The 21,968-nt window shown below is 59.0% G+C and carries 24 protein-coding genes; 14 read left to right on the top strand and 10 right to left on the bottom strand.

Features of this window, described 5'->3' with window-relative positions; translation table 11 throughout:
- Nucleotides 1–101: 101 nt before the first annotated feature.
- From G536_RS26290 to G536_RS33040, 3 genes are all read left to right on the top strand, one after another.
- Nucleotides 102–2,663, top strand: coding sequence for a DUF5916 domain-containing protein (locus tag G536_RS26290; protein ID WP_022822453.1), 2,562 nt, complete (start codon nucleotides 102–104; stop codon nucleotides 2,661–2,663).
- Between the two features lie 107 nt (nucleotides 2,664–2,770).
- On the top strand, nucleotides 2,771–3,073 hold the full coding sequence (locus tag G536_RS29970) for a VOC family protein (RefSeq protein ID WP_425402119.1): 303 nt from the start codon (nucleotides 2,771–2,773) through the stop codon (nucleotides 3,071–3,073).
- Entirely contained in the window at nucleotides 3,010–3,162 is a 153-nt protein-coding gene (locus G536_RS33040) for a VOC family protein (protein WP_425402125.1), read from the top strand. The genes G536_RS29970 and G536_RS33040 overlap by 64 nt, the downstream gene beginning before the upstream one ends.
- A 52-nt stretch (nucleotides 3,163–3,214) precedes the next feature.
- On the opposite strand, the gene meaB is transcribed toward G536_RS33040, so the two are convergent.
- The gene (gene meaB, locus G536_RS0104830) at nucleotides 3,215–4,192 is read right to left on the bottom strand and encodes a methylmalonyl Co-A mutase-associated GTPase MeaB (RefSeq protein WP_022822454.1); all 978 of its coding nucleotides are present in this window, start codon (nucleotides 4,190–4,192) and stop codon (nucleotides 3,215–3,217) included.
- A 138-nt stretch (nucleotides 4,193–4,330) separates the two neighbouring features.
- On the opposite strand from meaB, the gene G536_RS0104835 reads away from it, so the two are divergent.
- Entirely contained in the window at nucleotides 4,331–5,731 is a 1,401-nt protein-coding gene (locus G536_RS0104835; RefSeq protein WP_022822455.1) for a DUF5723 family protein, read from the top strand.
- Between the two features lie 321 nt (nucleotides 5,732–6,052).
- The gene (locus G536_RS0104840) at nucleotides 6,053–7,420 is read left to right on the top strand and encodes a DUF5723 family protein (RefSeq protein WP_169515041.1); all 1,368 of its coding nucleotides are present in this window, start codon (nucleotides 6,053–6,055) and stop codon (nucleotides 7,418–7,420) included.
- A gap of 165 nt (nucleotides 7,421–7,585) precedes the next feature.
- On the opposite strand, the gene G536_RS26300 is transcribed toward G536_RS0104840, so the two are convergent.
- From G536_RS26300 to G536_RS0104855, 3 genes are all read right to left on the bottom strand, one after another.
- Nucleotides 7,586–8,683 (bottom strand): TolB-like translocation protein, encoded by a 1,098-nt coding sequence (locus G536_RS26300; protein WP_022822457.1) that lies wholly within the window; start codon nucleotides 8,681–8,683, stop codon nucleotides 7,586–7,588.
- 124 nt (nucleotides 8,684–8,807) lie between these two features.
- Nucleotides 8,808–9,368 carry an NUDIX hydrolase gene (locus G536_RS26305; RefSeq protein ID WP_022822458.1) on the bottom strand — a complete coding sequence of 187 codons (561 nt, stop codon included), beginning with the start codon at nucleotides 9,366–9,368 and terminating at the stop codon, nucleotides 8,808–8,810.
- 56 nt (nucleotides 9,369–9,424) lie between these two features.
- Nucleotides 9,425–10,186 (bottom strand): L,D-transpeptidase family protein, encoded by a 762-nt coding sequence (locus tag G536_RS0104855; RefSeq protein WP_022822459.1) that lies wholly within the window; start codon nucleotides 10,184–10,186, stop codon nucleotides 9,425–9,427.
- 214 nt (nucleotides 10,187–10,400) lie between these two features.
- On the opposite strand from G536_RS0104855, the gene G536_RS26310 reads away from it, so the two are divergent.
- The gene (locus G536_RS26310) at nucleotides 10,401–11,378 is read left to right on the top strand and encodes an alpha/beta hydrolase (RefSeq protein WP_169515042.1); all 978 of its coding nucleotides are present in this window, start codon (nucleotides 10,401–10,403) and stop codon (nucleotides 11,376–11,378) included.
- Here the strand turns inward: G536_RS26310 and G536_RS0104865 are convergent.
- Nucleotides 11,368–12,012 (bottom strand): hypothetical protein, encoded by a 645-nt coding sequence (locus G536_RS0104865; protein ID WP_157530414.1) that lies wholly within the window; start codon nucleotides 12,010–12,012, stop codon nucleotides 11,368–11,370. The genes G536_RS26310 and G536_RS0104865 overlap by 11 nt on opposite strands.
- A 167-nt stretch (nucleotides 12,013–12,179) precedes the next feature.
- On the opposite strand from G536_RS0104865, the gene G536_RS26315 reads away from it, so the two are divergent.
- The 5 genes from G536_RS26315 (at nucleotide 12,180) to G536_RS0104890 (ending at nucleotide 16,995) form a co-directional block, all read left to right on the top strand.
- Nucleotides 12,180–13,496, top strand: a complete 1,317-nt coding sequence (locus G536_RS26315; RefSeq protein WP_022822462.1) for a DASH family cryptochrome — start codon at nucleotides 12,180–12,182, stop codon at nucleotides 13,494–13,496.
- A gap of 142 nt (nucleotides 13,497–13,638) precedes the next feature.
- Nucleotides 13,639–14,022, top strand: a complete 384-nt coding sequence (locus tag G536_RS0104875; RefSeq protein WP_022822463.1) for a DUF4174 domain-containing protein — start codon at nucleotides 13,639–13,641, stop codon at nucleotides 14,020–14,022.
- A 144-nt stretch (nucleotides 14,023–14,166) separates the two neighbouring features.
- Entirely contained in the window at nucleotides 14,167–14,829 is a 663-nt protein-coding gene (locus G536_RS0104880; protein WP_022822464.1) for a DUF2461 domain-containing protein, read from the top strand.
- A gap of 36 nt (nucleotides 14,830–14,865) precedes the next feature.
- Nucleotides 14,866–16,035 (top strand): NAD(P)/FAD-dependent oxidoreductase, encoded by a 1,170-nt coding sequence (locus tag G536_RS0104885; RefSeq protein WP_169515043.1) that lies wholly within the window; start codon nucleotides 14,866–14,868, stop codon nucleotides 16,033–16,035.
- A gap of 189 nt (nucleotides 16,036–16,224) precedes the next feature.
- Nucleotides 16,225–16,995 carry a J domain-containing protein gene (locus G536_RS0104890; protein ID WP_022822466.1) on the top strand — a complete coding sequence of 257 codons (771 nt, stop codon included), beginning with the start codon at nucleotides 16,225–16,227 and terminating at the stop codon, nucleotides 16,993–16,995.
- A 177-nt stretch (nucleotides 16,996–17,172) separates the two neighbouring features.
- Here the strand turns inward: G536_RS0104890 and G536_RS0104895 are convergent, their stop codons facing one another.
- Both G536_RS0104895 and G536_RS0104900 read right to left on the bottom strand, forming a co-directional pair.
- The gene (locus G536_RS0104895) at nucleotides 17,173–17,964 is read right to left on the bottom strand and encodes an SDR family NAD(P)-dependent oxidoreductase (RefSeq protein WP_022822467.1); all 792 of its coding nucleotides are present in this window, start codon (nucleotides 17,962–17,964) and stop codon (nucleotides 17,173–17,175) included.
- Nucleotides 17,965–18,063: 99 nt separating this feature from the next.
- A complete protein-coding gene (locus G536_RS0104900; RefSeq protein ID WP_157530416.1) occupies nucleotides 18,064–18,375 on the bottom strand; it encodes a hypothetical protein in 312 nt (103 codons plus the stop codon).
- A gap of 369 nt (nucleotides 18,376–18,744) precedes the next feature.
- On the opposite strand from G536_RS0104900, the gene G536_RS0104910 reads away from it, so the two are divergent.
- From G536_RS0104910 to G536_RS26320, 3 genes are all read left to right on the top strand, one after another.
- The gene (locus tag G536_RS0104910) at nucleotides 18,745–18,942 is read left to right on the top strand and encodes a hypothetical protein (RefSeq protein ID WP_022822470.1); all 198 of its coding nucleotides are present in this window, start codon (nucleotides 18,745–18,747) and stop codon (nucleotides 18,940–18,942) included.
- Between the two features lie 265 nt (nucleotides 18,943–19,207).
- A complete protein-coding gene (locus G536_RS0104915; RefSeq protein WP_022822471.1) occupies nucleotides 19,208–19,693 on the top strand; it encodes an ankyrin repeat domain-containing protein in 486 nt (161 codons plus the stop codon).
- Between the two features lie 49 nt (nucleotides 19,694–19,742).
- Nucleotides 19,743–20,150, top strand: a complete 408-nt coding sequence (locus G536_RS26320) for a DoxX family protein (protein ID WP_022822472.1) — start codon at nucleotides 19,743–19,745, stop codon at nucleotides 20,148–20,150.
- 121 nt (nucleotides 20,151–20,271) lie between these two features.
- Here G536_RS26320 and G536_RS0104925 read toward each other — a convergent pair whose 3' ends face one another.
- The 3 genes from G536_RS0104925 to G536_RS0104935 all read right to left on the bottom strand — a co-directional run bounded on the left by G536_RS0104925 (nucleotide 20,272) and on the right by G536_RS0104935 (nucleotide 21,924).
- The gene (locus G536_RS0104925; RefSeq protein WP_022822473.1) at nucleotides 20,272–20,559 is read right to left on the bottom strand and encodes a hypothetical protein; all 288 of its coding nucleotides are present in this window, start codon (nucleotides 20,557–20,559) and stop codon (nucleotides 20,272–20,274) included.
- Nucleotides 20,560–20,646: 87 nt separating this feature from the next.
- Nucleotides 20,647–21,060 (bottom strand): DoxX family protein, encoded by a 414-nt coding sequence (locus tag G536_RS0104930; RefSeq protein WP_026879838.1) that lies wholly within the window; start codon nucleotides 21,058–21,060, stop codon nucleotides 20,647–20,649.
- A gap of 108 nt (nucleotides 21,061–21,168) precedes the next feature.
- The gene (locus G536_RS0104935) at nucleotides 21,169–21,924 is read right to left on the bottom strand and encodes a DUF1349 domain-containing protein (RefSeq protein ID WP_022822474.1); all 756 of its coding nucleotides are present in this window, start codon (nucleotides 21,922–21,924) and stop codon (nucleotides 21,169–21,171) included.
- Between the last annotated feature and the right edge of the window lie 44 nt (nucleotides 21,925–21,968).

A 21,968-nucleotide genomic window follows, 5' to 3' on the forward strand; every position in this document is an offset into this window, starting at 1 on the left:
CTTTATGCCCCCGCGGCCACTAGCCTAATTGGATTGTAGCCGCTGCCGAGTCCACCTGAATTTCTGTTTTTCTGACCCCATCTCTATCCCGCCATTTCGTCGTGACTAGCTACCGCTTTGTCTTTTTTTTCTGGCTGTTTCTTGCGCTGACTGCTTCCGCCGTGGCCCAGCAGCCGGCCAGCCCCGCGGCCACCAGCGCCACCGACTCCAAGGTGCCCGCGCCCAAGCGCCAGCTGCAAGCCGTGCGCATCACCGAGAGCATCAAATTGGATGGGGCACTCGATGAGGCGGTTTGGCAGCAGGCCCCCATCGCCACCGACTTCATCCAGAACCGCCCCAACCCCGGCCCGCACGAGAAGCACCCCACCGAAGTCCGCATCCTTTACGACGACGCTAACCTCTATGTGGGCGCCATCATGCACGACATACACCCCGATTCCATTCTGCGCGAACTGACCCCGCGCGACGATGCCGGCAACACCGACTTCTTCGGCATCTTTCTGGATACGTATAGTGACAAGCTCAATGGCTACGGCTTTTTCGTGACGACGGGCGGGGTGCAGATGGACTGCCGCTACTCGCCGGCCGGCGGTGAGGATTTCAACTGGAACGCCGTGTGGGACTCGCGCACAACCCTTAAGGGCACCGATTGGGTGGCCGAAATGCGCATTCCGTATTCTGCTATCCGGTTCAGCAAAAACGCCGAGCAGCTCTGGGGCCTCAACTTTATGCGGCAGCGCAAGCGCGACAACCAGGCGTTTTTCTGGAACGAAGTGCGGCCTGCCGTGGATGGGTTTGTGAACCAGTGGGGCATATTGCAAGGCGTGCGCGGCATCGAGCCGCCGTTGCGCCTTTCGCTCACGCCCTACGTGTCGAGCTACGTCAACCACAACCCACTCAATGAGGAAGGCACCCGCCGCACTACCAACAGCTTCAATGGTGGCGCCGATATTAAGTGGGGTATCAACGAAAGCTTCACGCTGGACGCTACACTAGTTCCCGATTTTGGGCAGGTGCAGAGCGACAACCAAGTGCTCAACCTCTCGCCGTTCGAGGTGCAGTTCAACGAAAACCGCCAGTTCTTCACCGAAGGCACCGAGCTGTTCAACAAAGGCAATTTGTTTTACTCGCGGCGAGTGGGTGCTACGCCAGTGGGCTTTTATGATGTGGCTGTCGGCGACGACGAAAAGCTCGTGAAAAACCCTTCTGAAACCCGCCTGCTGAACGCCACCAAGGTATCGGGCCGTACCAGCAAAGGCTTGGGCGTGGGCATCTTCAACGCCCTAAGCAACGATGTGTACGCCACGGTGCGCAACAAGGAAACCGGTGCCGAGCGAGAGGTGCTCACCCAGCCGTTCAGCAACTACAGTATTGCCGTGCTCGACCAGAGCCTCAAAAACAACTCCTACGTTAGCCTCATCAACACCAACGTCACGCGCGCTGGCAACACCTACGACGCCAACGTGACGGGCGGGCTGTTCCGGTTTGCCAACAAAAAGAACTCCTACGCCTTGGATGGGCAGCTGGTGTACTCGCGCCGCCGCGGTAACGGCTTCAACTCCGAGCAGCAGATTGACGACCAGAACGGCTACAAATACAAGCTAGGCTTCGGCAAAATCAGCGGTGCCTTCACTTGGGGCGTGAACCACGGTATTGAATCCGACCACTACAACCCCAACGACCTAGGTATCCTGTTCGGCAACAACAATATCTCGCAGAGCCTATACGCTAACTACAACAAATACAAGCCTTTTTGGAAGGTGAATAACCTTTACAACTGGTTCAATTTCAGTCACTCGCTGCTCTACCGGCCCACGCGCTATCAGGACGTTAGTATTGCAGGCGGAACCCAAACTACCTTCACCAAAAGTTTCATCACGGTGGGTTTAGATGCCAGCATTGATCCGGCTCGCAATGACTTTTACGAGCCGCGGACGTTTCCGCTGGGCACCTACTACGTGCGAGTGCCGGGTCGGGCCGGCGTCAGCGGCTTTCTGTCAACCGACTACCGCAAGAAGCTGGCCTGGGACTTAAGCGCCGGCACCCGGCAATATGCCGAGGATGAGCGGCTGCCGCGCCCGCGTCGTACGAGCTATTCGTTGTCGTTGTCGCCGCGCTACCGGGTAAACAATAAGCTCAATTTCCGCTACAGCCTGGATTGGGAGCAGAACCAGAACCAGATTGGCTACGTGAACGGAGGCATGCGCCGCGACGAGCCGCTCGACCAGGAGTTTATAGGCCAAGTAATCTTGGGCCGCCGCAATGTAGTAACGGTGTCCAACGTGCTGCAAACGGCTTACACCTTCTCTAACCGCATGTCGTTTACGTTCCGGGCGCGGCACTACACCAGCAACGTGCGCTACCAGGATTTCGCCCGTCTCACCCCCGGTGGCCATGAGGAACTGGTAGACTACCGCCGCAACCGCGACAACACCTACAACGCCTTCAATATTGATGCGGTGTACTCGTGGTGGTTTGCGCCTGGCTCGCAGGTAAGCATCGTGTGGAAAAACGCTGGCTACACCGACCTGCAAGCCAACGAAGCCACTCCACTCTACTTCAACAACCTGAGCAATACCATCAACACGCCGCACAACAACTCGGTATCCATCAAGGTGCTCTACTATCTCGACTACCTAGCCCTCCGCCCGAAACGCGGGTAATACATGCCTGAGCGGGCTGCACCCCGTTGCCATGTACCTTCGGCCCGTTGCTCTGCCTGAACAGGAGCGACGGGCCGAAATCCGTTTTATCCTCCCTCAATCAATCCATGAGCCAGTACATTGGAGCCCTCTCCTTGCTCGTCCGCGACTACGACGAAGCCGTGGCTTTCTACACTGAAAAGCTGGGGTTCGATTTGGTGGAAGATACCGACCTGGGCAATGGCAAACGCTGGGTGCTAGTATCTCCTAGTGGTCCGGGCGCTACGCGTTTACTATTGGCCAAGGCGGCGACAGAAGCGCAAATCCAGCAATCGGTAACCAGGCAGGGGGACGGATATTTCTGTTTCTGCACACCGATGATTTCACCGCCGACCACGCCCGCTTATTGGCCCAAGGCGTGCAGTTTCTAGAGGAGCCTCGCCACGAAAGCTACGGTCGGGTAGCCGTTTTTCAGGACCTTTACGGCAACAAATGGGACCTGCTGCAACTAGAGTCATAATTCTGTCATTCCAACATTCCACTTGATACGTGGAATATCGGAACAACAAAGGCTATAACCCTAGCAATTCCGCTGCTGCTCCAAACGCGGATTGGCGGCCTTCGAGTACGCGCTGCCGCACGGCAGTTAGTTGAGCTTGCACTTCGGGGCGGGCGTAGAAGCGGGTTTCCAGCGTTTCGCGGATGGTTTCGTGGAGCCAGTGCAAGTTCTGCTCTTGGCGGCGCTGTTGAAAGTAGCCGCTGGCCTGGGTCTGTTGCACGTACTGTTGCACCACTTCCCACACGTTGGGCACGCCCGCGCCGGTAACCGCCGAACTGGTCGTAACCACCGGGGCCCAAGCGCTGGGAGCCAGTGGAAACAAGTGCAGCGCATTCTGGTACTCGCGGCGGGCTCGGCGGGAAGCTAGCTCGTTGTCGCCGTCGGCTTTGGTGATGGTCACGGCGTCAGCCATTTCCATTATGCCTTTTTTAATGCCTTGCAGCTCATCGCCGGCGCCGGCCAGCATCAGTAGTAGAAAAAAATCCACCATGCCGTGCACGGCCGTTTCGCTTTGGCCCACGCCTACGGTTTCCACAAAAATAACGTCGTGGCCGGCTGCTTCGCACAGCAGCATAGCTTCACGGGTGGCCCTCGTGACGCCGCCTAGGCTGCGGCCGGCGGGGGAGGGGCGAATGAAGGCGTGCGGATGGGCGGCCAGCAGATTCATGCGGGTTTTGTCGCCGAGGATGCTGCCGCCGCTGCGTTGGGAGCTGGGGTCAATGGCCAGCACGGCTAGCCGGTGGTCGTGCGCATCTACCAAGTGTAGCCCTAGCGCTTCAATGAACGTGCTTTTGCCAACACCCGGTACTCCCGTAATGCCCACCCGCACCGAGCGGCCCGCGTGAGGCAGCACCACATCGAGTACCTGCTGGGCCAGGGCTTGGTCGGAGGGGAGCGTGCTTTCCACCAGCGTAATGGCGCGGCTCAGCATCACACGGTTGCCACTCAGCACGCCCTCAGCGTATTCGGAAACGGAAAAGCGTTTGGCCATTACACAACAGGGAAAACAACGGTATTAGCCGGTGAAAACAATCCGATAAGCCGGTATTGCGTTTGCAAACTACGCCAACCAGTACATTTGAAGAAATACACTTCGGCTACTTGATCCTCTACGCAAATCCCAATTATCGTGAATAAAAGCTTTTACTCTATCCTGGCGACGGTGCTGCTGGGGACTTCTTTGCCACTCCAGGCTCAAAACGAGCTAAGCAATTTCACGGCTACCGGCCGGGGCGGGGTAGCTACCACGTTTGCCACCGACTACCAAGCCATTGGTATTAATCCCGCCAACCTGGGTCGGGTGGGCGGGGCCCGTTTCGCGTTTACCATCGGCGAGTTTGGGGTGGGGGTAGGTTCTCAGTCGCTCACGCGCGACCAACTCCGCAAGTTCGTGTACAGTACCAACGACGCCCTAAGCGCCGCCGACAAACAGGAACTGGCCCGCGCCTTCACTTCCGACAATGCCCTCAACCTTAACGGCGACGTAACTACCCTAGCCTTGGCCATGCAGATACCAGCGCTGGGCGGCTTTGCGGTTAGCAACCGGCTGCGCACGGCAGGCCACGTAGAACTCAACAAAAATGCGGCAGAGCTGCTGTTTCTAGGCCAGAATGCCCCCATATATGCGTCGGCCAGCGCCACCAATATCCCGTTGGTGTCGGAGGCGCTAGATGGTACGCAGATGCAGTTTTCGGCCCTCAACGAATTCAATATTGCCTGGGGGAAGCGCCTTGTTGATTTGCCACTGTTCCAGCTTTCGGCAGGCGCGGGCTACCGCTACATTCAGGGTATTGGCATTCTGGATGTGCGCGTGAAACCTGGTGATTTACGGGCCTACAGCTCATTGTCGCCGGTTTTCGACATCGACTATGGTAACTTGGTCAACAACCCCGGCTTCAACTTCCGAGCCCGCACCAACGGCCTGCAACCCGTAGGTACAGGTCACGGCTTCGACCTGGGCGTGGCCATAGAAGCGGGCAAAGCGTTGCGCCTGGGGCTGGCTGTGACTGACTTAGGTAACATGAGGTGGGAGGGCAACCTGCTGACAGCCAACGACCAGAAGCTGAAGCGGCTGAAATCGGAAGGTGTAGGTACGTACAATTTCTTCAAGGAAGCCGCTGAAATCTTTGCCTCCGGCACCGACAGCCTGTTCCAGTATCAGACCGGCCAGGAGCGGCGCGCCAACCTGCCCACCAAACTACGGGCTGGAGCCGGGCTACGCATCAGCGAGTTTTTCGAGGCGGGACTTGATGTAACGCTGCCGCTGAATGAAGTAGCCGGCAACCTTACGTCCCCCTTTGTGGGCGCGGGCGTGGATTATAAGCCGCTAAGCTGGCTGCGTTTGAGCAGTGGCGTAACCGGTGGAGCTGGGTACGGTGTGAGTGTGCCGCTGGGCCTTACCATAGTAACCAGCGTGTACGAAGGCGGCATTAGCACCCGCGACGTAACGGGCCTGCTGACCGATAAAAACCCATACGTATCGGTGGCGGCAGGTTTTCTGCGTTTTAAGTTCGGCGGTAAAACCCAGTAGAGGATAATGATTTGTTTATCAGCTGTTCCGCTTTGCTGAGACAACTTCGATGGAGTTGTTTCAGCAAAGCGGAAAACCGTGATGCAGCGCGCTGCGAAGCATGACGTGGCTGCTATGTTGTAGCCTACTCTCCGAGCTAAAATTTCATTTGGTAGCTGCTTCATATGAAGCAGCTACCAAATGAAATTACCTATATATAGGTATTGTGTGAGGCTGGTAATAGCGCTCTATTTGCTGTGGATCTATTGATAAATTTCACAGTTGCGTGCTATGAGTGTCTTTACTCGAATCTCCCTTTACACGGCGCTCTGTGCTTTGGCCATGAGCACCGCCCACGCCCAAACCGAATTAAATAACTTCTCCACGGTGGCGCGGGGCGGCGTGGCTACCACTTTCGTTACCGATTATCAGGCCATTGGTATCAACCCAGCCAACCTGGGGCGCACCGGCAACGCGCGGGTAGCGTTTACCATTGGCGAGTTTGGGGTGGGGGTGGGGTCGCAGTCCTTGAGCCGCTCGCAGCTGGAGAAGTTTGTGAAGCACGCCGACGACAAGCTGACGCTGGCCGACAAGCGCACCTTGGCCCGCGCCTTCACCTCCGACAACGTGCTCAACGTCAACGTGGATGCTACACCAGTGGCGTTTTCGGTGGTACTGCCGGTGGTGGGCAGCTTTGCGTTTAGCAGCCGGCAGCGGGTGATAAGCCACCTGGCTATGAACAAGAACATGGCCGAGTTGCTGTTTCTGGGCAAAGATGCACCCATCTACCCCGCCAACTTCAACCCAGCCACGGCCCCCCTTATTTCTGAAGTGCTGGACGGCACGGCGGTGCAGCTGGCCGCCTACAACGAATACAACTTGGCGTACGGTCGCCGCGTGCTTGATTTGCCAACGCTCAAGCTGTCGGTGGGGGCTGGCTACCGCTACATTCAGGGCATTGGCGTGATTGATATTCGCTCGGAAAATGGCAAGCTGGAAGCCTACAGCGCCCTTTCGCCGCAGTTTGATATCAAGTACGGCGCCGTAGCCAACAACCCCTCGTTTAACTTGCAGAGAGACACCGACAAACTGCTGCAACCTGTGGGCCGGGGCAACGGCTACGATTTGGGCGTGGCGGCGGAGGTAGGCAAAATGCTGCGCCTGGGCGTGTCGGTGACGGATATCGGGCGCATGAACTGGGAAGGCAACCTGCTGACGGCCAACGACCAGAAGCTGCGGCGCCTGAAGTCCAGCGGCGCCGACAGCTACGAGTTCTTCACTGAGCTAGCTGACCTTTTCGCCAGTGGCACCGACAGCCTGCTGCAATACCAGCCCGCCAACAAGCGCCGCACCGATTTGCCTACCAAGCTACGGGCCGGCGTGGGCCTGAAAGTAGGCACCCGCTTAGAGCTTGGCCTCGATGTAACCCAGCCGCTCAACAACGTAGCCGGCAACATTCCCGATACGTTTTATGGCTTAGGTGTAGATGTAAAACCGCTCAGCTGGATACGCCTGAGCACGGGTATCAGCCGGGGCGCGGGCTACGGCACGGGCTTCCCGGTAGGGTTTGCCATTGCCTCTAGCTTCTACGAGCTAGGCTTCAGCACCCGTGACCTGCGCGGCATCCTCACCGACGACGAAAACCCGTACGGCTCTATTGCCATGGGCTTCCTGCGCCTGAAAATCGGCAAGGTGAAAGAAGGGATATAACTACATGACTTGTAAGAGAAGACAGGGAATTGTTAGTGGCTTTCAGTGGTAGGAAACGGTGGCTGATTTCCTGCTACAATTACAAAAAAGGAGCCTTCGGTGCTGCAAACACCAAAGGCTCCTTTTTGTGATACGCTACGAGCCACAAGGCTTTGCGCTGCTGCTCTATTTTCCTGGTTCGGTGATGAAGTTGGGGAGGCCGAGCTTGCTGCGCCGGCCGCCGAGCTTGAGGCCGTCGTCGGTGTACTTGGCGGTGCTGGCGTCGCCGTTGGGGTTGCTGATGATGCCGAGGAAGGAGTTGTCTTCGCGGGCCACGTAGATGTTGCCATCGGGTGCGCGCTGGAGCTGGCCCACTTTGCGGTTAGCCGATTTGCCGATGACGGCGGCTTTGCCAGTTTTCAAATCGAACTGAAAAATCTGGGCCTGGCCACCGCCTTCGCCGTTGCTGGACCCATAGAGCTTGCTGCCATCCGGCGAAAACTCGATGCCATAAGCTTCTGGATAAGGCGAGAATACCTTAGGGTTTTTCACTAGCCCGGTGTTTCTGTCGAAGTCGAACACCTCGTAGCGGTTGGCCTCGCGCCACACGGCCACGCCTATTTTGCGCCCATCAGGCGAGAATTTCATGGCGCCAATGGCGTTGCGGCCCGGTCCGGCGTGCATGCCGCCCACGTTGCTCAGAATCGGCTTGGTTTGTACGCCCTCCGCCGTCACGAGGTAGCTCACGAAGGCGTTGGAGTTCCAGCGGTGGGCCACCACCCACACGTCGCGGCCGTTGGCGTGGCGCACGGCCGCCAGCTTCTCGGCCACCGGCGAAATCAGCAGAATATTCACGCGGGGTACGTCGCCGAGGCCATTGTCGCGGGTCATGTCCACTACTGAGTAGCGCATACCTTCCGGCCCGCCCTGCGCGCCCACCGTGAATAGGTAAAACACGTTGCCGCTGCCGGGGTCGGGCACAATGAGGGCGCTCTGGGTACTGGCGCTGGAGCCGGTTAGCTTACGGCCGTTGGGCATGATGGCATGCTGGCGGTTGAACACGTTTTCGCCGTTGGTGTAAAACAGCAGCTGGCCCTGCGCATTGGTGGCTACCGCCGAACCTTCGTAGGTGGTCATTTTGCCGTTGAGCAGCGGACTGGGAGCGCCCCCGCCCACGGGGAAGCTCAGACCCGCCTGTTGCCCGAAGTACCAGAGGCTTTGCTCTCCCTGTGCCCAAGCAGCAACGGGCGCAAGCGCAAAAAGCAGAAAAAGGAGTCGTTTCATGTCGGAAAGATAAGGCCAACCCTTAAACGCAATTTCGTGCCAGATAATGTGAAATGGTGAAGTTGTGAGTTGACGTTCGATTTGCGCAGGCTCGTACCATCGAAACATCAAACTCACCACTTCACTATATCACCATCTCACCACTAAGCAAGGGCCCGATGAGTGGGGCAATGATGCGGTAGCTGGCGCCCCAGAGCTTGTAGCCGCCCGCAATACGGTAGAACGCCACGCGGCGCGCATCGGGCCAGCCGGGTAGCTGCCAATCTTCCTCGGTGTGCTGGGCGGGGTCGGCGAGGTGGCGCAGCGAAATTTCCAGCACTTCGTCCACTTCGCGCGGTTGCCACTGCCACACCGCGGGCCGCCGGATTCGCCCCAGAAACGGCGCAATGCGAAACCCGGTGGGTACCACTACAGTGGGCAGAGTGGCCACAATTTCCACATCGGCGGCCCCCAAGCCCACTTCTTCTTCTGCTTCTCGCAAGGCCGTAGCTACCAATGACGCATCGGTAGGTTCGTGCTTGCCCCCCGGAAACGCCAGCTGCCCGCCGTGCACTCCAAAGCTGCTTCGGCGCACCATTACTACGTGGAGCTCCCCAGCCGCGTCGCGGAATATTGGGACCAGTACAGCTGAGTCGCGCAGGGTTGCCGGAATTGGAAAGTCGTCGGGGGTGAGGGTGGCGGGCATGGCTTGCAGAAAGGCGTAGCCGGGTAAACCGGCGTAGCGCCGATTGGTTGCGCACGCTACTCTACCGCATACGCGCCGCGGGCGTCTATGCTCACGCAGGGTAGCTGGTGGTAGTCTTCGAAATACTGATAGCCCGCTACTAGGCCCTGCCAGAAACCGGTGTGCGGACTGGCTACGCGGCGGGCTAGGTTTTCGGCTGTCAACTCGAACGGGAAAATATGTACGGCAATATCGGTTTGGCCGGCGGCGCGGGCTTCCACGGCCAGTACGTACAGCTCCCGAATGCCCGCGTCGGTGATGGGTAGGCAGCCGATGGTAACGTTGGAGCCGTGAATGAAGATGTCGTTGCCGGGGTCGGGAGCGGCGTGGCGCAGGTCGGCGGCGTTGGGGTAGTCGAGGCCCAAGGAAAGGTGATACTTGCTGTCGGGGTTGAAGCGGGTGACGTGGTAGAAGCCTTCCGGAACCTGGCCGTCGCCGGCGCGGCGCTTGGGGCCGAGCGTGCCCGAAGTGCCCGCCAGCCGATAGGTGCGCAGCAGCACAAACTCGCCGGTACCAGTGCGGCGCCCCCAGGCTTCGAGGCGCCGCCCCACCTTAAACGCCCGCAGATACAGTTCCAGCTGCCTCGCCGGAATACCATTGCGCCGCAGCAGCGCGTGCAAATCGGCTTCGTGCAGAATATAAGCCGCCCGCACCCGCGGAAACCGTTGTTGTTGCATCCGAAACGCCGGATTAGGTTCGGTAGCCTGAGAAAGGGATGATGCCGGACGGGCACACAGATTCAGCAGCAGGGCCGCAGCCAGCAGAGTAAGAAGACGCATGAAGTAAGAGAGAGGAACCCGCCGCCGGTTTAGTGCAAACCGTAAGAAGCACCTGTTTGAGGAATGAACGGGCGCCAGTTTCGGTTTAGTATTCCGTAAAAAATATATAGTCGGTATGCCAAGGTGTAGGCCGGGGCGAATGCCATAGGGTTATCAACTACTCCGCCGTACGAGCGAGCAACCATCGACAAGCAGCACTTTGCGTATGGGCAGTATGACTGCTCCCACTGACCCCGCTCCCTACCAACCCGACCCGCTAGGCCCCGATTTTCAGCTGCGCCACTTGCCCCAACCCGATGACTACGAAGGGCCGGTGCGGGCCACGCTGGTACGCCACGTACCGGCCCCAACCAGCAACCGGGCAGTCCTCTACGTGCATGGCTTCAACGACTACTTCTTCCAGCGCGAAATGGCCGCCGAGTATGCTGCCCACGGTTTCCGGTTCTACGCCCTCGATTTGCGCAAGTACGGCCGAGCGCTACTCCCGCATCAGCGCCCCAACAACGTGCGCAACCTGGCAGAGTATTTCGAGGATTTGGACGCCGCGCTGGCCGTAATTCGGGCCGAAGGAAGTGCTACGCTGTTGCTCAGCGGGCACTCCACGGGCGGGCTTATTGCGTCGCTATATGCCCAGGCGCGTTCTACGGCAGGCTTAGCGGCGCTGGTGCTCAATAGCCCCTTTCTGGACTTGTTTCAGCCTTGGTACAAGAAGCTGGCTGTTCCGCTAGCGGCCGGCCTTGGGGCGTGGCTGCCCGATTTCAAGGTGCCCTCGGGGTTATCGGATAAATACGGCTTGAGCTTGCACCGCGCGTACCGGGGGCAGTGGGACTACGATTTGGCCTGGAAGCCTAACCACATATTCGGCATCAATGCAGGATGGCTGCGGGCCATCCGCCAGGGGCACCGGCAAGTACGGCGTGGGCTCCAGTTGCCGATGCCCGTGCTGGTACTGCACTCCGACCGTACGGCCGCTGCCCCAACATGGTCCGACGATTTTCTGAGTGCCGATATTGTGCTCAACGTGGCCCACATCCGAGCCCTCAGCCCGCGCCTGGGGCCGCACACAACCGTGCGCGCCATTGCGGGCGGCATGCACGACCTGTTTTTGTCGGCCCCGGCGGTGCGGGCGGCAGCCTACCAAGCAGTGTTTGCGTGGCTGGAATCGGTGCTACCGCCCAAGGCTAGTGCGTAAGGCGGCTGCCTAGGCTAAACTTGATGCCAAGTTCTGGAAGTATACCATATTGAGTTCCAGTGAAATCAGTAATGTAATATTTCTGCGCAAAACGCCCTATTCCCGCGCCAGCGTAGGCATCGAGCCAGCCGTACTTACCCAGCCGACGCTGCATGCCCCAAACGGCTGTCAGGCCCGAGTAGCGGTAATCAGAGTAAGAAGATGCCCGGAACACGGAAGAGGTTTGCAAAGCCACGTAGTTGCCCACAAACGGCCCGGAAGCACGCCCTTTTCGGCGGCGCTTTTCCTGATTGTAATAGTAGCGGATGCCGGCATCGAAACCATAATAGCCAAAGCCAGCTTTCTGATATTCAATAAAACGACTGCTACCTAGTTTAAAACCACTGAATCCGTTGGCATATACCGAAACTTGAGAAGAAAGATAGTGCTCGATACTAACTACAACTGGGACAGAAATGCCTCTATATCCGCTTACCTCTAAGCCTGGAGGCACAATGCCCGTACCCAACTTAATGAGCGTACCCTTAGGTCGGGTGCGAGTCGCTGCTGAGTCGGGCGTTTGGGCGGCGGCAGGTAGCGTAGCGAGCAGCAACAGACCAGCGGTGGTGCCAAGCGTAACAAAGGAAATCGACATAGAAATAGGGGAAGTAAAGTTGCAGGAAGGGTGCCGGTAGCCGGGCAATAGTTGCATTGCAAAGCTACCGACTTATCTGTGGCGCTGAGTGCAATTACGTGGTCTGGCCGGGAAGAATAGCGCGGCAGCGTGTTACTAGCGCAACCTTCCTATTTCTATCCCAACCCATGACCGTTCTGTACTGGCTGCGCAACGACTTGCGCCTGCACGACAATGCGGTGCTGGCCGCTCTGCCGCCCACTACCACCGCCCTGCTGCCCGTGTACTGCCTCGACCCCGATGCGCTAGGCCCCGACGCCTACCTGGGCCTACCTAAAATGGGTCCGCACCGGCTGCCTTTTTTGCTGGAAACCCTCACCGATTTGCAGCAGCGCTATGCCACTCTGGGGTCGGGTGTGCATTTTGTGGTGGGCCGGCCGGCCGAAGTGCTACCTGAGCTGGTGCGTAAGCTACACCTGGATGCCGTGTGGACCAGTACCGAGCACACCACCGAGGAGCACGCCGCCGAAATCGCGCTGGCGGCAGCGCTGAGCCCCAAAGTACCCGTACGCTACTTCCAGAGCCTGCTGCTGCTCGACCCCGCCGACCTACCGATTCCGCTGGATATTCTGCCGTTTTCGTTCAGCAAGTTTCGGTTTGACGTCTTTTCAAAGATGACAGTCCGGGCTCCTTTGCCCACGCCTCGCCAACTGCCGACCCTGCCCCTCGGCTTCACGCCCGCACCCCTGCTTAGTGCCGATTTGATAGCCGCTCAGCTAGGGCAACCGGCGCTGCCGCGCATTCGGCCCGACCACCGCTCGGCGCTGCCCCAACTGGGCGGCGGCGAAACGGCGGCCCTGGCCCGGCTGCACGATTACGCCGTGGAGCGCCACTTGATTGGCCGCTACGATGACACCCGCAACCAGATGCTGGGCGAGGCCTTCAGTACCAAATTTTCGGCTTGGCTGGCTAATGGCAGCTTGTCGGCGCGGCAGGTGTGGGCGGCTGTTGATGGCTATGATGCCACCTACGGGGCCCGCAGTAAAGGCGCCATGCAGCTGCGGCTGGAATTGCTCTGGCGCGACTATTTCCGGCTGCTGGCCTTGCGCACTGGGCCGGCCTTCTTCCAGTGGCGCGGCCTACGCGACCAGTTACCCAAGCCTACCCGTCCCGACCGGGTTGTATTTCAGGACTGGGCGGCGGGCCGTACCGGCAACGCTTTTGTGGATGCCAACATGCGTGAGCTGGCCGCCACCGGCTTCATGAGCAACCGGGGCCGCCAAAACGTGGCCAGCTACCTCATCCACGACCTGCACCAGGACTGGCGCTGGGGCGCGGCCTGGTTCGAGCACCAGCTCCTCGACCACGACCCAGCCTCGAACTGGGGCAACTGGAAATACATTGCCGGCACCGGCACCGACGTGCGCGACACCGCCTTCGACGTAGCCCAACAAGCCCGGCGCTACGACCCGCAGGGCCGCTACGTGCGTACCTGGCTGAAATAAGCCGCCACTTGTGTAAGCGGCCCGTACACAGCCTCAAGCACCTATTCGGAGGCGTCTCACGCTTACTTTCTCTCTCCTTATGCGAATTTCTTTTCTCGGCTGGGTTTTAGTTTTGGGAGGCTTAGCTTGGTTTTCCTTGCCTTTGAAAGCCCAAACCAAAGCAGTTCCTACTTCCTTGGCCACCCTGCTGAAAACCAGCCGTTGGCAGAAGCGGGTGCTACTGCTGTGTGCGCCTACTAGCACCGATGCGGCACTGCTCCGCCAGCGGCAGTTGCTGTCCGCTGCCCGCCCTCAGCTTGACGCCCGCGACCTACTGGTGCACGAGGTACTGCTCGACAACCTCTCGGCTGCCGACAAGAACTATGTGACCGAAACCCTGCGCACTTCTGGTGCATCCTTTACGGTGCTGCTTATTGGGAAAGATGGCGGGGTGAAGCGCCGCGAAACCGAGCCGGTAATGCCAGTGTCGTTATTTAAAACCATCGACGTAATGCCCATGCGGCAGCAAGAAATGAAAAAGCAATAATTGGACGGTTGACTGTTGGAAGGCTGATTGTGGTCAGACAGTTGGCAATGAAGCTGTCTTCATGAATGCAACAAACCCAACAGACGGACAGCACGAAAAGCAATCAATTGTGTAACAATTCAGCCCTTCATCAATTAACTGTGGATGAACACCTCACACCTATTTGATTTCCTTTCTGAGCTCACCCAACACAACGACCGGGAGTGGTTTCAAGCGCACAAAGCCATCTACGACCAGCTGCGGCAGGATTTTGAAGCGGCTGTGGGACGCTGGCTGAAGCAACTCGCCGCTGATAATCCCTCCCTAGCAGGTCTGGAACCTAAGAAGTGCATCTTCCGCATCTACCGCGACGTGCGTTTCTCCAAGGTGAAGGTGCCTTACAAAACGCATTTCAGCGCGTACTTTTCGGCGGGAGGCAAGGCCGGTAACGGGCCGGGCTACTACGTGCAGTTGGGTCCCAACGGGCAGACGTTGCTAGCTGGTGGCCTCTATGAGCCCGAGAAAGAACAGCTGGCCCGCATCCGCCAGGAAATCGACTACAATGGGGAGGTATTGCACACGCTACTCGATGCGCCTGATTTCCGGAAATACTTTAATGGTGTGGGTGGCGACAAGCTCAAGAAAGCCCCCGCTGGCTACCCCACCGACCACCCTGATATTGAGCTGCTCAAGCACAAAAGCTTCGTGGTGACCCACCACGTGCCCGACGCCACCGCCCGCCAGCTCGACCTAGATACCTACGTGCCCGCCGCTTTTCGCGCTATGCGGCCCTTCTGCGACTATTTGCAGGAAGCCATTGACGCCTGAGCCGTACTAAGTGGGGGTTGCCTAATACCTTTGAGCGTGTTTGATGCGCCTGTTCTGTACGACGTAGTGATTGTGGGCGCCGGCCCGGCCGGTGCGGCTTGTGCGTTGGCCTTGCGCCACAGCGGTTTGCGGGTGGCACTGCTCGACAAAGGCCAGTTCCCGCGCGACAAAATCTGCGGCGACGCCATTCCTAGTCCTACGCTCAAGCATCTCGCCCGCCTAAGTCCCGCATACACTGCGGAGCTATATGAACTGCTGGCCCTGCACCGCGCCGATACTACGTATAGCCGTTTGTTGGCGCCCAACGGCCACGAGTTGCGCATCAAGTGGCACAACCCCGCCTTCAACAGTGCGCGCCTGCATTTTGATACCGCCCTGCTGACCCTCGTGCGCCGCCATACCACCACTGAAGTCCTGGAAAACTACACCGTCCGGAGCTTGCAGTCTGATGCGCTGGGTGTTACGCTGGTACCAGCCCTAAGTGCTCAGGCGCCATTGCAGGCGGCCCTAGTTATCGGCTGCGACGGCGCCAACTCAGTGGTGGCGCGCCATCTGCTGCCTTCAGCAGGGCTAGACCGGGCGCATCATTGCGCGGCCGTGCGCGCCTACTACCGTGGGGTGGCGGAAGCGCCCGAACATACTTCTGACTTCTATTTTCTGCGCGAATACCAAGCGGGCTACTGCTGGGTGTTTCCGGTAGGCAACGGGGTGTACAATGTGGGGTTCGGGGCCCTGTCCAGGGAAGTAGCCGCCCGCCGCCTCGACCTCAAGCATGAGTTGCGCGAGCTGCTGGCCACGCACCCACATCTGGCCCCGCGGTTCGCCGAGGCCGAAGCCCTCACGCCCATCACCGGATTCGGGCTGCCGCTGGGAGGGTCGGGACGTGCGGTGCATGGCGCCCGGCTGCTGCTGTGCGGTGATGCCGCTGCCCTCATCGACCCGCTGCAAGGCCACGGCATTGATAAAGCAGTGCACAGCGGTATTCTGGCGGCTGTGCAGGCACAGCGTTGCTTCCAGGCCCAGCGCTTCGACGCCGACTACCTGGCCCACTACGCGCAAGAAGTGGAACGCCTGATTGGCCGCGAACTAACGCAACGCTACCGGCTGATGCGGTTTCTGGCGGGTAAGGCGTGGCTGGTAAACCTGGCCGTAAGGGCTGCCCGCTGGCCTTGGCTGCGGCGCAAGTTGGTGCGGGCAGTAGGCTGAGAATAAGTGCGCTAGCTGGGCACGAAGCGGGTGGCAAAGCGCGTTGTGTAGGTGAGAGGATTTCGTTGCTACTTGGGTAACAGTCAATCCGTTTTCTTGCTTGCTGCATGGTGGCACGGAGTTGCGCCGGGGCCTACCGTTTGGTATATTCAGGAGGCATTATGCCGGTTGCCCGTCAGCTTTATACTTATGCCAAATCATTTACAGAATTACTATACGCTGCTGGGCGTTCCGCATACGGCTACCCTAGCTGAAATAGAGCAGGCGTACCGTCGCATGCACGCCCGTATGTACCGCCGTGCCGCCGTGGACCCAGCCCAGAATGCTCGTCTGCAAGATGCTTATGAGGGGTTCCAGATTCTGGCCGACCCGCGCCGCCGTTGGGCCTACGACCGGCTGTTGCAGCAGGAACCCGAGTCATTTGCGCCGCCTGTGCGCCCCCCTGATCCTACCAAGCTCATCATTGCCCGCGCCGCCCCCACGGCCCGCTGGGTGAACTGGGTGCTATTGGCCTGCTGCCTGCTTTTCGCGCTGGATTGGAGCCTGCCCTTGCGCGAGTTTGCCAACGAGGAAGTGCTGAGCCGACAGATAGTATCCGTGGGCTCGTCGGCCTCCAATCCCCAGATGGCCTACAACATCATCACGACTAATACCAAGTTCCGGCTACCTAGCGCCATTGCGCCCCGCGCCCGTGAAGGCCAGCGCCTGACGGTGTGGCAAACGCCGCTGCTGCGGGTGGTGCGCCAGCTCAGTTCACCAACCTCTCCCGATGGGCCAGCCCCATTTCAGCCCTATGGCGGTGGCCTCTACAGCGGCCCTATGGCGTTGCTGCCGGTTGCGCTGCTAGGGGTATCGGTGGTAGGAGTGCTACCCCGTCGCCCGCCTGAAGTGCGCGTAAATACGGCGGTGGTGGGTGTGCTGCTATGGGTAGTAGCGGTGGTTTTGCTGCTGCTGTTCTGATAGCAACCAAGCACGCAAAAGTCCCGACGCTGAACATAATTAGCGCCGGGCCTTTTGAGTTTCTTATAATAGCATCAGCTGCAATAGCCTGTCAGGCGTCCCCTGTCTTTGTTCCGCGCATCAAGCGGCGAAAGAGGCTGGGAGGGAGGATGCTCCGCCAGTACAAAAACCATACGCTTAGCCAATGCTGCGGACAACGCCGCCATCCACCCGAACCGAGGCGCCGTTGGTGGCGGAGGCCAGCGGGCTAGCCAGGTACGCTACCATGTTGGCTACTTCGTCGGTGGTGGCGAAGCGCTGGAGCAGGGAAGAAGGACGGGCGTTCTGGAAGAACTCTTTTTCGGCTTCCTGCTTGCTTTTGCCTTCAGCCGACATCTTCTGAATGAACTCATCCACGCCCTCCGAGGCCGTGGGGCCGGGCAGCACCGAATTGACGGTGACGGCGGTGCCCTTGGTGAGTTCGGCCAGGCCGCGGGCTACAGCTAGTTGCGCCGTTTTGGTGGTGCCATAATGAATCATTTCCTCCGGAATCTGGAGGGCCGACTCGCTGGAAATAAACAGGATGCGGCCCCAATTCTGTTTCAGCATAAGCGGGAAGTACTGGCGCGAAAGCCGAACGCCACTCAGCACATTTACCTCGAAAAACCGCAACCAGTCCTCGTCCGGAATTTCAGTGAAAGGCTTGGGGTCGAAGATGCCCACGTTGTTGACCAGAATATCTACGGTCGGCACTTCGCGAAGCAGGTTGTCAACTTCCTCCGCCTTGCCAAAATCAACGGCTACAGTGCGCACGTTGGCGGCGGGCGTTTCGGCGAGGATGGCGGTGCGGGCTTCCGTGAGGCGCGCTTCGGTGCGGCCGGTGATAATTACTTCGGCGCCTTCGGCGGCTAGCCGGCGCGCAATGGCCAGCCCAATGCCAGCCGTAGAGCCAGTAACCAGCGCTACTTTATTAGTGAGTTGCAGATCCATGAGTGAAGAAGCGGGGTTGATAGAACATTGCCTAAACCCGCCGCCTCGGAATTTGTCTACTGAAGCGGTGATATTTTCTTGGTGTTCTAGCTGCCGCTCTTAGTCGAGAGTTGGTACAACGTGCAGGTCGGAGCTGGGTAGCACCTGCCGCAGGGTGTCTTCAAGGCAACGGGATACGCGGCACAGCACCAGCCGAACGTGGCGCCGCCGCAGGCGTTGCTGGCACGCCCAAAGCAGCCAAGCAGTGGTTGCGGACACGGTATCAAGCAAGCGGCAATCCACCCACACGGCCGGGGTGTTGCTGCGGCAGGCGCGGTCCAGATGTTCGGCCAGCGAGGCTTCGGAGGCTTTGCCCGGTGCCAGCACCAGCAGGTAGCGGTCCAGTACTATTTCGTTGTAGATAATCAACACAAGCGGACAGTAAAATGGTGATTAAGAGAGCAATACAAAGGTCATAAGATGGCGCTGGGGTTTATTCGGGGTAAGTACGGGTTGTGCAGGGCGCGCACTACGGAAATTCGGGCGTTGGAAATCCCGCGGCCTAAGAAATGCGGAGCGGTTTGGGCCTAGGGGGCAGCGGCGGCGTGGTGCGGTTTGCCGTGGCTGTGGCCAGCCGCAGTGGGCGGCGGCTATCCGTGCAAGTGCGGAGTTGGGTCTAGCGTAAAATACGTAATCTGGGCCGTAGAGGCGGTTTTGGGCAGCCAAAGCAGCAACTCTTGCGTTTGAAATGCCAGGGCGCCCATCACAGCCTCAACAGCTATTTACTTACTGCTCTACGCTATGAAAACCCAACCCACTTCCAAAAAGCCCGCCGCACAAACGGGCTGGCACATCACCGACCCCGTTCAGCAAGGCCTCGTGCATGCCACCGACTCCACTGTGCTGCCCGGCGAACGAAACCAGGAGTATATTCCGGTGCTTCCGCATTACTGGGCTAAGCCCCGCGGGTTGCGGTTCGGCCCGCAAGACACGTACTAGCCGGCGGGTTTGAACCTGGCTTTGCAACTAGTTCTGCTTTAGTTTACCACACGGCGTTCTGGTGGCGTATTCCAAGTAATAATGGAATGCACCGCCGGAACGCCGTTTCTATGGGCTGAACACGCGTTCCGGTAGCTGCGTGCGAGGGCACTGATGGGGTAAAAGCAAAGCGCTACAACAACCTTTTAGTGGGCAACAGCGGCGGTGGGCAACTACAGCCGGGGCTTCCTGCGTATGCAGCACAGAACTTAATTGCTGCTCATACATGGATTTCACTTCTTCCCGTCCCGAAGACCTCTTATTTGATGCCGCCCGCCGGGGCGACGTCGCCACCATCAAGGCCCTGCTGGCTGAAGGTACCGACGTAAATACGCAGGATGGCCGCGGCTACACGGCCCTTATTCTGGCCGCCTACGACAACCATATTGAGGCCGTGCGGATGCTGCTGGAAGCCGGCGCCGACCCCAACCGACACGATGCCAGCGGTAACACCGCCCTAATGGGCGTCAGCTTCAAAGGCTACCCCGAAATTGCCCAGCTACTCATCGATAACGGTGCCGACCTGAACGCCCGCAACGGCAACGAGGGCACAGCCCTGATGTTCGCCACGTTGTTCGGCCGCCACAACATTGTGCCCATACTGCTCCAGGCTGGGGCCGATACCACCCTGCGCGACGTACGTGGCCTTTCGGCCCGCGATTTGGCCGTGCAGCAAGGCAACGAAGAAGCCCTGAAAGTGCTGCCGCAGTAAAACTGATTTCCGCGTGCTTTTCAAGTTCAACCCTTAAGCTCTCAACGCCATGAATGATTCTATTTCTCGTTTCGCGCCCCACATTTTTGCTATCCTGCGCATTGTAGTGGGCGTGTTGTTTGCCATGCACGGCAGCCAGAAACTATTTGGCACCCCCGGCGACAAGCCGCAGATGGAACTGGCTTCCCTGATGGGCGTGGCCGGCATCATCGAGTTTGCGGGCGGTTTGCTGATTGCGCTTGGCTTCCTGACCCGCCCGGCTGCCTTTCTGGCCAGCGGTACTATGGCCGTGGCCTACTTCATGGCTCATGGTACCCAACACCCGTTGCCCATTATCAACCAGGGAGAACTGGCGGTGGTGTATTGCTTTGTGTTTCTGTACATCTGGGCGCACGGCGCCGGTATCTGGAGCATTGATGGCATGATGAGCCGCAACCGGTCGGGATTGGCCCGCTAGCTTCTGGCAAGAAACAGCCGCACCTACCGTAGTTTCAGCAGCCGATTTTACGTAGCAAAGGCCCGGCAATTTGCCGGGCCTTTGTTGTTATAGCACTCCTCTGAAGTGGAGTTGCTAAAGCTCAGTTGATGGGCTGCCAGGTCACGTCGGCCACGGCGGCGGTGTTGGTGGACAGGTACTGCTCGTACAGGTCTTGGGCGGTACCTTGCTCCGGCTCGCTGCCGTCGGATTGCAGAATTAATAGCAGGTCGTTGGGGGTTAGTTGCAGCCGTTGCATGAGCTGTTGGCGCAAATCAGCGGAGGTATTAGGCAAACCGTCTTGCAGCTTCACCACCGTCACAATCTGGCCGTCTTGCTGAATTTGGGTGTACACACCCGCGGGGCCCGTAGAAAAAGTGTCGTTAGTCATTGGAAAGGATAGGCTGGAATGCTAGAAGTAACTGGTTTATGGTTTAAACGACGTTTTGCGCTGGCTTAGGTGCGAAGCCAAGGTAGGTTAGCGGCGCTTAGTGGGCCAAGCGCCGGTACTCCACAGCGCCCAGCCCATCAGTACCGGTTGGAAAAACAGCCGGCCCAGCCGTTTCTCATCGGAGTCGAGGCCGAAGGCGCTGATGCGGTGCGTGTACTGGTGCACATTGCCCGGAAACACCATCCCGAAAAACGCAGCCAGTCCTTGCCCCATTATCTTTTTGTGGCGCCCAGCCAGCAGCAACGCCAGCCCCAGCCCGATTTCTACCACCCCCGACAGTAGCACAACGGTGTCTTTATCTAGTGGCACCCAGTCGGGTACTTGCGCCTGAAAATCTTTCCGCACGAAGGTTAGGTGTCCGGTGCCGGCCGTTACCATAAAGGTGCCTAGCACAACGCGGCCAAGGTCTTGCAGAGTAGTAGTCTGAGTGGTATGTTCCATGACTTGGGGCGAGGAATAGTTCCGCTACTTCGGCATACGCTCAAATCCAACAACTGGGTGCATCGGGCCGCTGCAACCCGCTGCAACCAGTCCCGGTGCCGACCGACGCTAAATGCCCCGACGGAAGTCCTTGATGCTAGTTTGGGTGAGCGTGCACTGCTCGAAGCGGGCAGTGGTGCCTTTGCCTACCGGAGCCTGGGTGCTGAACCCTAGCCAGATAGTAGCGGGGTATTCGTTTTTGTAGAGGCGGGCCAGCTCCCAGCTGCGGCCATCGAGCGAGAAATAGAACCCAATGGTTTTGGTGTCCGACGAAATCTTCATGAACACGTTCTTCTGCTTCACCAGGTCGTGGTTGTTGTCGTCGGAGGTGCCGATGGTGCGCACGCTCACGATGCGGGTGCGGGCCTGCTCGTCGCGCTCAAAGCAGAATTTCTGCCACAGCCGAGGGTTCAGGTACACGTAGATCACGCCGGCATCGTACATATCCAGGAAATCGGGCGTTACGTTGGCCGTGATGGTGAAGGGCTGGCGGTTGTCCACTGCGGTTAGAAGCACCGGGGCCGTGTTGTTGGTGAGCTTGCCGTCGGGGTCGTTGAAATTGTCGCGCTTGGCGTCGCTGCGGAGCGTGAGGCGGCCGGCATCCACCGTTGCGTTCTGCGCGGCGCCGTTGAGCGAGCGGGTGAACGTGAGGCCCGCCACTTGCACGTTGCAGGCTTCGCCCGGCGCGGCGGTGGTGGTTGCGCTGCTGTCGGCTGGCGCGGCGGCGGACTGGCTGGCGGCGGTAGTGGCCGTGGAGGAAGGCGCGGAGTTGCAGCCGGCAAGCACAGTCAGGGTCAAGGGCAGAACGTAGAAAAAACGCTTCATAGTAGGGAGGAGTTAGGAAGGTGGAAGCTAGGAATATTGTTGCC

This window comes from Hymenobacter norwichensis DSM 15439 (assembly GCF_000420705.1).
Lineage (GTDB): Bacteria > Bacteroidota > Bacteroidia > Cytophagales > Hymenobacteraceae > Hymenobacter > Hymenobacter norwichensis.

Bases quoted from the DNA above. Each gene is read 5' to 3' on its own strand.
- G536_RS29970 (WP_425402119.1), top strand. From the start codon at position 2,771: ATGAGCCAGTACATTGGAGCCCTCTCCTTGCTCGTCCGCGACTACGAC.
- meaB (WP_022822454.1), bottom strand. From the start codon at position 4,192: ATGGCCAAACGCTTTTCCGTTTCCGAATACGCTGAGGGCGTGCTGAGT.
- G536_RS0104840 (WP_169515041.1), top strand. From the start codon at position 6,053: ATGAGCACCGCCCACGCCCAAACCGAATTAAATAACTTCTCCACGGTG.
- G536_RS26300 (WP_022822457.1), bottom strand. From the start codon at position 8,683: ATGAAACGACTCCTTTTTCTGCTTTTTGCGCTTGCGCCCGTTGCTGCT.
- G536_RS26305 (WP_022822458.1), bottom strand. From the start codon at position 9,368: ATGCCCGCCACCCTCACCCCCGACGACTTTCCAATTCCGGCAACCCTG.
- G536_RS0104855 (WP_022822459.1), bottom strand. From the start codon at position 10,186: ATGCGTCTTCTTACTCTGCTGGCTGCGGCCCTGCTGCTGAATCTGTGT.
- G536_RS26310 (WP_169515042.1), top strand. From the start codon at position 10,401: ATGACTGCTCCCACTGACCCCGCTCCCTACCAACCCGACCCGCTAGGC.
- G536_RS0104865 (WP_157530414.1), bottom strand. From the start codon at position 12,012: ATGTCGATTTCCTTTGTTACGCTTGGCACCACCGCTGGTCTGTTGCTG.
- G536_RS26315 (WP_022822462.1), top strand. From the start codon at position 12,180: ATGACCGTTCTGTACTGGCTGCGCAACGACTTGCGCCTGCACGACAAT.
- G536_RS0104880 (WP_022822464.1), top strand. From the start codon at position 14,167: ATGAACACCTCACACCTATTTGATTTCCTTTCTGAGCTCACCCAACAC.
- G536_RS0104890 (WP_022822466.1), top strand. From the start codon at position 16,225: ATGCCAAATCATTTACAGAATTACTATACGCTGCTGGGCGTTCCGCAT.
- G536_RS0104895 (WP_022822467.1), bottom strand. From the start codon at position 17,964: ATGGATCTGCAACTCACTAATAAAGTAGCGCTGGTTACTGGCTCTACG.
- G536_RS0104910 (WP_022822470.1), top strand. From the start codon at position 18,745: ATGAAAACCCAACCCACTTCCAAAAAGCCCGCCGCACAAACGGGCTGG.
- G536_RS0104915 (WP_022822471.1), top strand. From the start codon at position 19,208: ATGGATTTCACTTCTTCCCGTCCCGAAGACCTCTTATTTGATGCCGCC.
- G536_RS26320 (WP_022822472.1), top strand. From the start codon at position 19,743: ATGAATGATTCTATTTCTCGTTTCGCGCCCCACATTTTTGCTATCCTG.
- G536_RS0104925 (WP_022822473.1), bottom strand. From the start codon at position 20,559: ATGACTAACGACACTTTTTCTACGGGCCCCGCGGGTGTGTACACCCAA.
- G536_RS0104930 (WP_026879838.1), bottom strand. From the start codon at position 21,060: ATGGAACATACCACTCAGACTACTACTCTGCAAGACCTTGGCCGCGTT.
- G536_RS0104935 (WP_022822474.1), bottom strand. From the start codon at position 21,924: ATGAAGCGTTTTTTCTACGTTCTGCCCTTGACCCTGACTGTGCTTGCC.